This is a genomic window from Nocardiopsis rhodophaea (assembly GCF_039530945.1).
Taxonomy (GTDB): Bacteria; Actinomycetota; Actinomycetes; order Streptosporangiales; family Streptosporangiaceae; genus Nocardiopsis_C; species Nocardiopsis_C rhodophaea.
This window is the reverse complement of the sequence record NZ_BAAAPC010000016.1, coordinates 123076-135891: the sequence shown is the minus strand read 5'-3', so window position 1 is coordinate 135891 and position 12816 is coordinate 123076. Positions and strand designations below refer to the sequence as shown.

The window sequence follows — 12816 nt, the reverse complement described above, 5'->3', positions numbered from 1 at the left end:
CGCTGTCCGCCGCATGCCCGACCTGTGGCGGGACGGTAAGAGATCTGTCACTCGACGAGAAAAGGCGACGGGCGGGGGTTCGGAGGCCAGATGCCGAATTCCGGACCCCCGCTATGGCGTCAGGTGCCGGACCGCTACTCGCCGCCGCGCGAGGGGGAACCGATCGCGATCATCCGCTCCACCGAGCGGCGGGCCTTGGCGGAGGTCTCCTCGTCCACCTTGATCTCGCCGCTGCCGTCACGCAGCGAGGCGAGCAGCTTGTCGGCGGTGATCATCTTCATGTAGTGGCACTCGGCGCGCGGGTTGACCGGCTCGAAGGTCGTCGTGGAGTTGGCCGCGCGCAGCTGGTGCAGCATGCCGGTCTCCGTGGCGATGAGGACCTTGTCCGCCGTGGTGTTCTCCGCGGCGCTGAGCATGCCGCCCGTGGAGAGCACCTTGACGCGCTCCTCGGGAACGGCCCCGCTGCCCACCAGGTACAGGGCGGAGGTGGCACATCCGCACTCCGGGTGCACGTACAGCTCGGCGTCGGGCTCGGCCGCGGCCCGTTCGCGCAGGGTGCCGCCGTCGATTCCGGCGTGCACGTGGCACTCGCCCATCCACACGTGGATGTTGTCCCGCCCGGTGATCCGCTTGACGTGCGCGCCCAAAAACTGGTCCGGCAGGAACAGGATCTCCTTATCTTCCGGAATGGACCGGATGACGTCGGCGGCGTTGGACGACGTGCAGCAGATGTCGGTCTCCGCCTTGACCGCCGCGCTGGTGTTGACATAGGCGACGACGACGGCGCCGGGGTGCTCGGCGCGCCAGGACCGGACGTCCTCGGCCGTGATGGTGTCGGCCAGTGAGCATCCGGCCGCGGGGTCGGGGATAAGGACCGTCTTCTCCGGTGCGAGGATCTTGGCGGTCTCGGCCATGAAGTGGACGCCGCAGAACACGATCGTGCTCGCCTCCGCCGACGCCGCGAGACGGGACAGCGCGAGGGAGTCGCCGGTGTGGTCGGCGACGTCCTGGATTTCCGGCCGCTGGTAGTTGTGCGCGAGGATGACCGCGTCGCGCTCCTTCGCGAGGCGGCGGACCTCCTCGGCCCATGCCGCCCTGGTCATGTTGTCCGCGGTGGCGGTGACCGTTGCCATGTCCTTGCACTTCCGTTCGGACGGGGGACGCCGGTCAGAGGGGCCGGGCGTCGTGTTTCGGGGCGTGTCGTGACGACCACGCCAAGTTTGTGCCTACTAGGCTAAAACTCGACAAAGCCTAACATGTGACCTATGCGCGGGACCGGGGCGGAGGCGGACATCAACGAGAAGGACGAGCCGGGGCACGACGGGGGAGGCGCGGAGCGGCCGATGACACACCCGAGGCCGCAATCGCCGCACGGGCCGGGCGTCGCCGCCCACGAGGTGCTCGCCGTCGTCTTCCAGATCCGGCAGGACCGGCTGAGTGTCCTGCTGTGGCGCCGCGGCCGCCCGCCCTTCGAGCATCACTGGGTGCTGCCCGGCGGCGAGCTCGGCCACGCCGAGGGTCTGGACGAATCCATCCGGCGCCAGCTCGCTCAGAAAGTGGATGTGCGCGAACTCACACACCTGGAGCAGCTGGAGACCCGCGGCGCGCCCGACCGCCACCCCCAGGGGCGCACGCTGGCCACCGCCTACCTGGGCCTGGTTCCGGCCGACATCGACCCGGTCATCCCCGCCGACACAGCCTGGCACACCGCCTCCGACCTGCCGCTGATGGGCTTCGACCACGCCGCGATCGTCGCCTCCGGCCGCCGCCGGCTGCGCGCCAAGCTCTCCTACACCAACATCGGGTTCGCGCTGGCCCCGCCGGAGTTCACCATGTCGGAGCTGTCCCGCTACTACCGGGCCGCGCTGGGCCACGACGTCGCCGCCACCAACCTGCGCCGGGTGCTCCTGCGCCGCGGCCAGATCGAGGAGACCGGCGAGTCCGTGCCGTCGGGCCGCTCCGGCGGGCGCCCGGCCGCGATGTTCCGCTTCCGGGCCCGGCAGCTGGAGATCACCGACGCCTTCGCCGTCCTGCGCCCCCCGGCGCGCGCTTGACGGGGCGCGTCCTTTTCTCCCCGCCGCCCGACGGGCGCGCACGAGGCGCGTGGCGGCGGCGACGACGGGAACGCGCGGCGGGTGCCGGCCGCACGCTGTGTGATGTCCCATTCCGCGTGCGCAGGTGCCGGAAGAAACCGCAGTCGGGGACGTGTTAGCGTCCATTTCGTGACGATTCGCAGTGTGGTGTTCGACGTCGGCGAGACCCTGATCGACGAGACACGCATCTTCGCCCGCTGGGCCGACCGGCTCGGTGTTCCCCGCCTGGCCTTCTTCGGTCTCATGGGCGGCATGCTCGCCCAGGGACGCGAGCTCATGGACGTGTTCCGCGTGGTCAAGCCCGGGTTCGACCTTGAGGCCGAATCCGCCGCCTGGCGTGCCGAGGAACCCGACTCACTGCGCGAGAGCTTCGACTCCGACGACCTGTACCCCGACGTCCGTCCCGCCCTCGCCGCCCTGCGCGGCATGGGCCTGGGCGTCCTCATCGCCGGAAACCAGCCGCTGTCGGCCGCCCCCGCCCTGGCGGCCATGGACCTGCCGGTCGACCAGATCCACGTCTCCGACGCCTGGGGTGTGGCCAAGCCCGACCCCGCCTTCTTCACCCGCGTCGGTGAGGTGGCCGGGGTCGACCACAACGAGATCCTCTACGTCGGGGACCGCATCGACAACGACGTCATCCCGGCGCAGGAAGCGGGGATGCGCGCGGCGCTGATTCGTCGCGGCATGCTGGGCTACCTGCACGCCGAACGGTCGGACGCCAAACGCGCCGACGTCGTACTCAACGGCTTGGACGAACTGCCCGGATGGATCGCCGACCAGGGCTGATCACCGTGAACACGGTCGACAGGGCGAACGGCGCCGCTGTTCGCCGGTGCTTGTTTGCCGCCTCCTTTCCCGGGAAGATTGCGACCCGATCCGCCTCCCAGGGGCACCGGCCCCTGCCATGCCCATGAACCACCAGGGGCGTCACCGCCCGGATGAGAGACGCGGCCACCCACAATGATCACCTTCGAGGGCGTTTCCAAGCGCTATCCGGACGGAACCGTCGCCGTCGACGACCTCGACATGACCGTCCCCGCCGGTCGGACCACCGTGCTCGTCGGGTCCTCCGGCAGCGGCAAGACCACCGCCCTGCGCATGATCAACCGCATGGTGGACCCCACCGGCGGGGTCGTCTCGATCGACGGCGACGACGTGCGCTCCCGCGACCCCGCCATGCTGCGCCGGTCGATCGGCTACGTCATCCAGCAGGCGGGCCTCTTCCCCCACCGCACCATCGTGGACAACATCGCCACCGTGCCGCTGCTGATCGGGCAGCCCAAACGCGAGGCGCGGGCGCGGGCCGCTGAGCTGATGGAGCTGGTGGGCCTCGAATCGGGTCAGGCCAAGCGCTACCCGCACCAGCTCTCCGGCGGGCAGCAGCAGCGCGTCGGCGTGGCCCGCGCCCTGGCGGCCGACCCGCCCATCCTGCTGATGGACGAGCCGTTCAGCGCGGTGGACCCCGTCGTCCGGGCCAGCCTCCAGGAAGAGCTGCTCCGGCTCCAGTCCGAACTGCACAAGACCATCGTCTTCGTCACCCACGACATCGACGAGGCTGTCAAGCTCGGCGACGCCATCGCCGTGTTCCGCCCCGGCGGCCGCCTCGCCCAGATGGACCGCCCCGAACGCCTGCTCGCCGACCCCGCCGACGAGTTCGTCGAGTCCTTCATCGGCTACGACCGGGGCGTGCGGCGGCTCTCCTTCTTCCCGGCCGGGAAACTCTCGCTCCGCGGCGACGTGGTCGTCGGCGCCGACATGTCGGCGGGGGCGGCGCGGTCGCTGGCACGGACGCTGGACGAGCCGTGGCTGCTGGTCGTCGACGCCGAGCGGCACCCGCTCGGCTGGGTCTCGGCCGTGCTCCTCGACGGCACCGAGGGAGACCGGAAGCTCGGCGACCTGGAGCTGGTCGCCTACGGGCACGTGTTCACCGTCCCCACCGACTCGCTGCGCGCCGCCCTGGACGCCGCCGTCCTCTCGCCCGCCGGCCGCGCGGTCGGCGTGAGCGAGGACGGGACGGTCGTCGGTGTCGTCGCGCAGACCGATCTGGGCTCGGCCATCTGGTCGGTGGGCGAGCCCGACAGTGGCGGGACCGGCGGGGGGACCACCGCCGCGTCCGCGGAGGGCACGGAGTCCACGGCGAATCGGGGTGCGCCGTGACCGACGGCCTGTGCACCGCGGTGCGCTCCCTGGCCTCGGAGGAGGCCGAGGGGCCGTCGGTGCTCACCTGGACCTGCGACAATTTCGCCACGATCGTCTGGCCCCGGCTGGTCGAGCACACGCTGCTGTCGTACGCGCCGATCCTGCTCGGCCTGGCGCTCGCCCTGCCGATCGGCGTCGCCAGTGCGCGGTGGCGCCGCCTGTACCCACCGGTGCTGACGGGCGTGAACGTCCTGTACGCGATCCCGTCGATCGCGCTGTTCTTCCTGATGCTTCCCTACACCGGCTTCAGCCTGTGGACGGCGATCATCCCGCTGACCCTTTACACGCTGACGATCCTGGTGCCCAACGTCGTCGACGGCCTGAACCAGGTGCCCGACCACGTGCGCCAGGCCGCCGTCGCCATGGGCTTCGGGCCGCTGCGCCGCCTGCTCCAGGTCGAGCTGCGTATCGCCATCCCCGTCGTCATCGCGGGACTGCGGGTCGCGGCGGTCGCCACGATCAGCATGGTGAGCGTGGCCTCCCTGGTCGGCCTGGGCGGGCTCGGCCAGCTCATCCTCAGTGAGGGGTTCAAGCGCCAGTTCCCGGCCCCGATCATCGTCGGTGTCGTGCTGTCGGTGGCGCTGGCCTTCCTCACCGACGCCCTTCTGGTGCTGCTGCAGTACCTGCTGACCCCGTGGACGCGGCGCGGTGGCAGCGGCGAACGGGGCCGGCGAGCCGCGCGCGGCCGGACGCGGATCCAGCAAGTCCCCGCCGATCAGGCGGCGGGGACCGGCACCGCGGCGGTGGCGGCGGCCCCCGCGGGGGCGGGAGCGGGAACCGACACGCCGGGACCGGCAGCTCCGGGACGGGACCGTCCCGCGGGCGGAACGCGCGGGGAGGAGGGCCGATGAACGTCATCATGTGGATCCTGGAGTGGCTGGCCCAGCCCGAGCAGTGGGTCGGGTCCAGCGGCATCCCGGTCCGCTTCGCCGAGCACGTCGGCTACTCCGGCCTCGCGCTGCTGCTGTCGGCGGCCATCGCCGTCCCCCTCGGGCTGCTCACCGGGCACACCGGCCGCGGCGGGTTCCTCCTCGCCAGCCTGGCCAACTTCGCCCGCGCCCTGCCCACCATCGGGGTGCTCTTCCTCGTCGTGCTGCTCGTCGGGATCGGGCTCCTGCCGGTCATGGTCGCCCTGGTCGCACTCGCCGTGCCGCCGATCCTGGTCAACACCTACGAGGGCGTGCGCAACGTCGACCCGCAACTCAAGGACGCCGCCCAGGGCATGGGCATGCGGGGCACGGAGGTGCTGTTCCGCCTCGAACTCCCGGTCGCGCTGCCGCTGATCCTGCTCGGGCTGCGCACCGCGGCCGTTCAGGTCATCTCCACCGCCACGATCGCCGCCTATGTCGGCATCGGCGGGCTCGGCCGCTTCATCGTCGACGGGCAGGCCCGACAGGACCTGCCGATGATGCTGGGCGGCTCGCTGCTGGTGGTCGTCCTGGCGCTGATCGTGACGGCGCTGTTCGGCGTGCTGGGGCGGGTCCTCGTCGCACCGGCGTTGCGCCGTGGCACGCCGGCCGGACGTTGACCTCCACCGCACCCTTCACCCCAACCCGATCCCCATCAACCGCGCGACGGAAGAGAAAGATAGGCACGACATGCGTAGACCGATGCGATTCGCGATCGTGGGGCTCGCCCTGCTCCCGCTCCTCGCCGCCTGCGGCGGCAGCGACCCCTACAGCGGCGACGGCGCGGACCAAGGCAGCGGGGGAAGCGGGAAGATCGTGGTCGGGTCCGCCGACTTCCCGGAGAGCACCCTGCTCGCCCACATCTACGCCAAGGCGCTGGAGGCCAAGGGCATGGAGGTCGGCACCCAGCTCAACATCGGCAGCCGCGAGGTCTACTACGACCAGATCGCGGAGGGCAACCTGTCGGTGTTCCCCGAGTACAACGGCGCCATCCTCTACTACCTCGACCCGGACGCCAAGGCCACGGACACCGAGCAGACCAACAAGGCGGTGGAGGAACGCCTGCCCGAGGGGCTGGAGATCCTCGACGCGGCCCCGGCCGAGAACAAGGACTCGGTGTCGGTCACCAGGGAGACCGCCGAGAAGAAGGGGTTGACGAGCCTCAACGACCTGAAGAAGGTCGCCGGGGACATGACGCTGGGCGGACCCCCCGAATTCGAGACGCGCCCCCAAGGCGTCCCCGGACTGAACGCGACCTACGGCGTGGAGTTCAAGAAGTTCCGGGCGCTGGACGCCTCCCTGCTGCCGCAGGCGCTGAAGAACGGGGACGTGCAGGCCGCTAACCTGTTCACCACCGACCCGGCGATCGTCAAGAACGACTTTGTGCCGCTGGACGACCCCGAGGGCCTGTTCGGCACGCAGAACGTCACCCCGCTGGTCAACAGCGATGCCGTCGACGACAAGGCGCGCGCCGCGCTCAACGCCGTGTCGGCGAAGCTCACCACCGAGACGCTGAGCGAACTCAACGAGCGCGTGAGCATCGACCACGAGAACGCGGCCGATGTCGCCGCGGACTGGCTGGACTCCGCCGGACTCGCCTGACGCGGAGCGTCGGCACGTGTTCGGCGCGGCGGCCCCGGCGGCCCTCGCGTCGTGGACGGCCGTCCACCGGGCCTCGCGCAGCCGGCGGACGGCCGGGATGTGGAGGTAGGTCGGGGGGCAGGTCGGGTGGTAGGTGTGGAGATAGCGGAGGTAGCAGAGACAGGTGTGGGGTCCTGGTAGCGGGATCGGGGCATGGGGATGCGTTCACAGGATCATGGCCAGGATCAACCCGACCACGAGGATCCCGAGAACCGTGTAGAAGCCGTCCATGCTTCCATTGCACAGCGGACATGGCGCGGGAGAAACTAGCGGTTGGGCGGGAAAAGGCTCTCCCCAAGGTGCGGGGAGCAACCTCTCTAGAGAGTTTCGCCTACCGCAGACCGCGGTAGCGTCCGCCGTACCTGATCAGCGGAGATGTCCCTGCCCTGGCGCCCTCCACGTCCGGCAGCCCCTCCACTTCGGCCAGGTAGACGATGTGGTCCCCGGCCTCCACCCGCTGGCTCACCGAGCACTCCAGGGCGGCGATCGCCGAGTCGAGGATCAGCGCTCCGCTGTGCTCCCCCCGGTGGTGGGCCTCGGCGGCCACCAGCAGCCGGGCCGAGGGGCGCCCCTCGGCCGCGAACCGCCCGGCGATCGCCCGGTGGCGCTCGCCGAGCACGTTCACCGCGAACCTCCCGCGCAGGTCGATGACCTCGCACAGGTAACTCGTCCGGATCACGCTGAGCATGACGATGGGCGGCTCGGCGGAGATGGACGCGAAGGCGCTCACCGTGCTGCCGATGTCGTCGAGCTCGTCGGACACCGTCACGACCGTCACGCCGGTGGGCAAGCGGGCCATCGTCTCCAGGAACTCACCGGGGTTCACCGGATCTCCCACACCTCGGGCATGACCAGCGGGCCTCCAGCGGGCAGGCCGAGGCGCTCCGCGACCTGCGCCAGCGGCCCCCACATGCTCAGCCGGGCCTCCCCGGCCTCGCTCTTGTCCTCACTAGACTCCGCGGGCACCAGCTGGTCCAGCGGGTTGGGCTGCGGGTACAGGCGCAGCGGTGCCGACACGCCGAGCCCGGCCTTCGCGCGGGCCATGCGGACCGCCCTGTCCAGCCCGCCCAGCGCGTCGACCAGGCCGCGCTCGTAGGCGTCCCGCCCGGTCCACACACGCCCTCGGGCCACCTCGTGGACCCGCTCCCGGGACATGCCGCGCGCCTCGGCCACCTTCCCGGTGAAGTCGTCGTAGATGGTGTCGAGCAGCGTGTTGACGCGCTCCCACTCCGATTCGGTGAACCCGCGGTCGGTGGCGAACATGCCGGAATGCTGGCCCCCGTCGATCGCGTCGGTACTGACACCGATGCGCCCCATCAGGCCCTTGAGCACCGGCTTGCCGACGAAGACGCCGATAGACCCGGTGATCGTCCCCGGGTGGGCCACGATCGCGTCGGCGCCCAGCGTGACGTAGTAGCCGCCCGAACCGGCGACATCGCCCATCGACGCGATGACCGGGGTGCCGGACTCGCTGGTCAGCTTGCACTCACGGCGGATGATGTCGGAGGCCACGGGCGACCCGCCGCGGCTGTCCACCCGGAACACCACCGCCTTCACCTGCGGATCACGGCGCGCGGCACGGAACGCGGCCGCGATGGTGTCGGACCCCATACCGCTGCCGCCGCCCATCGGGGAACGGCGGCTGCGCCCGGTCTGCACCGCGCCCGTGGCGCTGATCAGCGCGATGAAGCCTTCGCGCCGCACGGCCGGGACACGCTCGGCCAGCACCTGGCGGTGCTGATAGCGCGGGACGAACTGCAGCCTCGGGCGGCCGGTGTCGCCCGCGCCTTCCCCGTCGCCCTTGGGTCCGCCGGAGGCGAAGCGCCCGAGCAGATCCTCGATGATCTCGTCGCGGTAGGCGAGACGGTCGACAAGCCCGCTCTCCAGCGCCTCGGACGCGGGGAACGGGCCGCGCCCGATCAGCTCGCGGACCCGCTCCTGGGTCATACCGCGGCCCTCGGCGATCCCCTCGACGACCTGGTCGCTCAGTGACGCGACGATCCGGCCGGTGGCCTCGCGGTGCGGTTCGGTGTACCCGCGCTCGGTGAACATGTTGACAGCGTTCTTGTACTCGTGCCGCGCGCCCACCTCGTACTCGACGCCGAGCTTGTCAATGGCGTCGCGCACGAACGTGGTCCGGATGCTCAAACCGGTCAGCCCCACGGTGCCGGTGGGCAGCAGCGCGATCTCGTCGAAGGCGGCGGCGAGGTAGTAGGGGACCGTTCCGGGGCCCAGCTCGCCGAGCGACTCGCTCCAGACGACCGCGGTCTTGCCCGCGTTCCGGAACGCGCGCACGGCGGTGCGCAGCTCCTGGACCTGGGCGAAGCCCAGCGGCCTGCCGTCGACCTTGGCGATCAGCGCCTTGACACGGGGATCGAGGGCGCCGCGCCGGATCCCCTCGACCACATCGGTGAGCCGCTGCCGCCGCTTCGCCAGGATGCGGCCGAGTGGGTCGGCCGGGACCTCGTCGGTGATGCCGTCGGTGAGGTCGAGTTCGAGGACCAGCGGGGCGGTGCGCCGCTGGCGGATCTGAGCTACGGGGGCGAGCAGCTTCGCTACATCGGGCATGTCCACAGGCTAGTAGCTGGGGTGGTGCGCGGGCGATGGCGCCGTCGACGGTGTCCTCCGTCTTCCCGATATCGTCGGAAGGTCACCCCCGGCGGCAAGAGAGGGAACCGCATGTCCGACACGTCCGGCCGCACGCACTCCAGGGTCTTTTCGCTCCCGGCCCTCGCGGCGGCCGTCGCAGCGTTGACGCTGGTCGCGACCGGATGCTCCGGCGGCGATTCCTCGGGCGGCGCCGACCAGGACGCGCCCAAGGCCGACGCGACCTACAGCGGGGTCGTGCCCGCCGCCGAGGCACCGGCCCCCACGGGGTTCTCCAAGGCCGAGATCCAGAAGATCACCATCGACGTCCCTGACGGCTGGGCGACCGAGGAGTCCGACGGCTCCCTGTGCATGCGCCCGCCCGGCCAGGCCCGCTGCGGCTACGGCGCCATCAAGGTGATCCCGAAGGTCGCCAAGAAATCCCCCGGCCAGTGGCCGACCAAGGACCAGAAGTACAACTCCGACGACGGGTGGGCCCCCGACCCCACGGCCTGCCGGTCCCTGACCACCTGGGAGGACGGCGGTGTCGAGGTCGATGACCAAAAGCTCCGGGGCTGGGAGGGCAACGGCACCGTCACGCTCGCCGACGGGCTCAAGGCCGACCACCGGGTCTGGACCGTGACCTGCAAGAACAACGACACCTTCGAGGTCCGGCTGTGGTCCCTGCCCCTCAGCGACATCGCCGTGTACGTCTGGTCCGTCGACAGCCAGTACGCCGCCCTGTACGACGAGGTCGCCAAGTCCATGAACACCAAGAAGTACAAGCGCTGACGGGCCTCCGCGTCCTGTGCGGGACAGCGGGTCAGATCCGGGGCCGGTCAGGTTCCTCCGGTTCCGGGGGCGAGGACGAGGCGGGCCGCGGCTCCAGCACGTCGATCCTGCGGTGCAGGGCCGAGAAGGGGCGGGGCAGCCACCAGTTGGCGCGGCCCAGGAGGCGCATCGCCGCGGGGACGAGGATCACCCGCACCAGGCTGGCGTCCAGGAAGATCGCGACGAGCAGGGCGACGGCGATCATCTTGACCAGGACCGCTTCGGCCGTGGCCAGCGCGCCGATCACGATGGCCATGAGCAGCGCGGCACGGGTGATGAGACCGGCGGTACGCTGCATCCCGGCGGCGACGGCGGCGGTGTTGTCGCCGGACCGCAGCCACTCCTCGCGAACGCGTCCGAGCAGGAACACCTCGTAGTCCATGGACAGGGCGAAGGCGATCACGGCGATCAGCACGACGGCGCTGGGGTCGATTCCCGGAGGCGCGGTGAAAGCCAGGGGACCGGCCAGGTGGCCGTCCTGGAAGCCCCAGACCACCACGCCGAAGCACGCGGTCAGCGACAGCGCGCCCACCAGCACGGCCTTGACGGGCAGCAGGACCGATCCGAACGCGATGAAGAGCAGGGCCAGCGTCACCCCGACCACCGTCCCCAACATCACCGGCAGGTCGCCGCGCACCGAGGACAGGGTGTCGATCAACTCGGCTGTCTGACCGCCGACGGCCGTGACGGCGCCGCGTGGCGGCGCGAGGGCGCGGAGCTCCCGCACCACATCGCGTGCCGCGTCGCTCTTGGGTTCGGCGGCGAAGTCGACGGCTACGACGCCCAGACCGCGGTCGCGGCCCAGCACCCGCCCCTCCCGTACGCCCGGCAGCGCCTCCACCTGTTCGACGTAGGCGTTGAGCGTTTCGTCCGCACTGAACCTCGGCAGGCGGGTGACCACGACGAGTGCGTCGGGCAGAGTGATCTCGGGCAGGTCCGCCTTCAGTGCCTCGTAGGCCGCTCGGGACTCGGCGTGCGCGGGGAGCACTTCGGGGCCCGTCGTCGTGAACCGCGCTTCGGCGAAGGGGAGCCCCAGCGCGACGAGTACGGCGGTGCTCGCGGCTAGCCACCCCAGTGGTCGCGCCATGACGCCGCGGGCCAGACGCGCCCACACGCCGGTGGCGGCGGTTCCGGGGACCTGCGCCTTGCGGCGCCCGACGGGGAACCGGTCGATACCGCGACCGATGACGGCGAGCAGGGCGGGCAGTACCGTGAGCGCTGCGGTCATGGCCAGGAACGTGGCGGCGACGCCGCCCAGCCCGAGCGACCTCAGCGCCCCGAGGTCGAACACCAGCAGCCCGCTGGCGCAGATGGTGACGATGAGCCCGGAGACGAGGATGGTGCGCCCGGCGGTGCGCATCATGGCGGCCAGGGCGCCGGGGACCTCGCGGCCGGCGGCCAGCTCCTCCCGGAACCGGCTGACCATGAACAGCGCGTAGTCGAGGGTCAGGGCAAGGCCGAGCATGACGACCACGTTCAGTGCAAAGGTGGTGACCTCGGTGAACGCGGCCATCAGGCGCAGGATCGCGGTGGAGCAGGCCGCCGTGACCGCGCCGACCGCCACCAGCAGCGTGGCGGCCGTGACGCTGCCGAACACCCACACCAGCGCAGCGAGCAGGAGCGGGAAGGCGACCAGCTCGGCCCGGGCCAGGTCGCTCATGGCCAGCTCGCGGAACTCGGCCCGAATCGCGGTCGGGCCGGTGACGCTGACGTGAACGCCCTCGCGTCGCAGGGTGGGTGTCTCAACACTGTGGCGGACGCGGCGGAGCGAGGCGTGGCGTTCGGTGTCGTTGTCTCCCGCGAGCCGTACCACCACGGCGATTGATCGCCCGTCTCGTGACACGAGCCTGTCGGCCCGTTCCTTCGGGGTGTTCCACGGTGTGTGGGTGTCGGGGGCCGCGTCGCGCGGTAGCGCGCGGACGCTGGACCGCACGGCGGCGTCGAACGCGGGATCGCCGTAGCCGTTGTCCGTCCCTTGGTAGAGGAGGACGGTGTCGCCGATGGCCGCGAGCTGCTGGTGGGTGACCTCGGCGACCCAGTCGGATTCGGTGCCTGCGGGGACCAGTCCTCCGGCGGAGAGGTGGGGCGCGACCCCGGCACCCCAGATGCCGTTGATGACCGCCATGGTGAACGTGAAGGAGATGATCTCCCATCGAAGGCGGTACACCAGGGCGCTCCACGCGGTGAACATGGCCCCTCCTTCCCGGTGCGCTCACCCGACGGTCGGCTCCCCGCTCCTCCTCCGTTGATGTCGCAGATATCGGGGTCCCAGCGGCGGTTTCGCCCCCTGATACCGCCGAGGGCAAGCGGAGAGATGACCGCCTCCGGCTGATGGGAACGCCCTCACGTACACGGATAGTCACCTTATGTAGTGATCCCGGCCTGCGGGTGACTTTCGCGGTTTCGGCGGGGGTTGCGGTGCGTCCGGTATGGCGCACTTGCGCGCCGGTCTTTCCGTCGGGCGCCGCCGTGACCAGGTGCGATGGAGCGGGGGCACCCGAGGGCTTGCCAGAAGGACTGCGGGTGGGGATGTCCGGTGCGTAACTTTGGAATTGCGC

11 protein-coding genes are annotated in these 12816 nt (G+C 71.0%); 7 read left to right on the top strand and 4 right to left on the bottom strand.

Annotated elements, in window-relative coordinates; all coding sequences use genetic code 11:
• Nucleotides 1-134: 134 nt before the first annotated feature.
• Nucleotides 135-1133, bottom strand: coding sequence for a quinolinate synthase NadA (gene nadA / locus ABD259_RS18215; RefSeq protein WP_344164109.1), 999 nt, complete (start codon nt 1131-1133; stop codon nt 135-137).
• Between the two features lie 210 nt (nt 1134-1343).
• On the opposite strand from nadA, the gene ABD259_RS18210 reads away from it, so the two are divergent.
• The 6 genes from ABD259_RS18210 (at nt 1344) to ABD259_RS18185 (ending at nt 6802) form a co-directional block, all read left to right on the top strand.
• Nucleotides 1344-2054 (top strand): NUDIX hydrolase, encoded by a 711-nt coding sequence (locus ABD259_RS18210; protein ID WP_344164151.1) that lies wholly within the window; start codon nt 1344-1346, stop codon nt 2052-2054.
• Between the two features lie 183 nt (nt 2055-2237).
• Nucleotides 2238-2879, top strand: a complete 642-nt coding sequence (locus tag ABD259_RS18205; RefSeq protein ID WP_412759439.1) for an HAD family hydrolase — start codon at nt 2238-2240, stop codon at nt 2877-2879.
• 174 nt (nt 2880-3053) lie between these two features.
• Entirely contained in the window at nt 3054-4250 is a 1197-nt protein-coding gene (locus ABD259_RS18200; protein WP_344106424.1) for an ATP-binding cassette domain-containing protein, read from the top strand.
• A gap of 59 nt (nt 4251-4309) precedes the next feature.
• Nucleotides 4310-5143, top strand: a complete 834-nt coding sequence (locus tag ABD259_RS18195) for an ABC transporter permease (protein ID WP_344106535.1) — start codon at nt 4310-4312, stop codon at nt 5141-5143.
• Nucleotides 5140-5820: an ABC transporter permease gene (locus ABD259_RS18190; RefSeq protein WP_344106426.1), complete on the top strand. Its 681-nt coding sequence runs from the start codon at nt 5140-5142 to the stop codon at nt 5818-5820. Before ABD259_RS18195 ends, ABD259_RS18190 begins: the two co-directional genes overlap by 4 nt.
• Nucleotides 5821-5890: 70 nt before the next feature.
• Nucleotides 5891-6802: an ABC transporter substrate-binding protein gene (locus ABD259_RS18185; RefSeq protein WP_344106428.1), complete on the top strand. Its 912-nt coding sequence runs from the start codon at nt 5891-5893 to the stop codon at nt 6800-6802.
• A 370-nt stretch (nt 6803-7172) separates the two neighbouring features.
• On the opposite strand, the gene ABD259_RS18180 is transcribed toward ABD259_RS18185, so the two are convergent.
• Together ABD259_RS18180 and sppA are read right to left on the bottom strand one after the other, a co-directional pair.
• On the bottom strand, nt 7173-7640 hold the full coding sequence (locus ABD259_RS18180) for a flavin reductase family protein (protein ID WP_344106537.1): 468 nt from the start codon (nt 7638-7640) through the stop codon (nt 7173-7175).
• A 23-nt stretch (nt 7641-7663) separates the two neighbouring features.
• The gene (gene sppA, locus ABD259_RS18175) at nt 7664-9409 is read right to left on the bottom strand and encodes a signal peptide peptidase SppA (protein ID WP_344106430.1); all 1746 of its coding nucleotides are present in this window, start codon (nt 9407-9409) and stop codon (nt 7664-7666) included.
• A gap of 111 nt (nt 9410-9520) precedes the next feature.
• Here sppA and ABD259_RS18170 point away from each other — a divergent pair, with 111 nt between their 5' ends.
• Nucleotides 9521-10219, top strand: a complete 699-nt coding sequence (locus ABD259_RS18170; RefSeq protein ID WP_344164106.1) for a hypothetical protein — start codon at nt 9521-9523, stop codon at nt 10217-10219.
• Between the two features lie 31 nt (nt 10220-10250).
• On the opposite strand, the gene ABD259_RS18165 is transcribed toward ABD259_RS18170, so the two are convergent.
• Nucleotides 10251-12449 (bottom strand): MMPL family transporter, encoded by a 2199-nt coding sequence (locus ABD259_RS18165; RefSeq protein ID WP_344106434.1) that lies wholly within the window; start codon nt 12447-12449, stop codon nt 10251-10253.
• Nucleotides 12450-12816 lie beyond the last annotated feature (367 nt).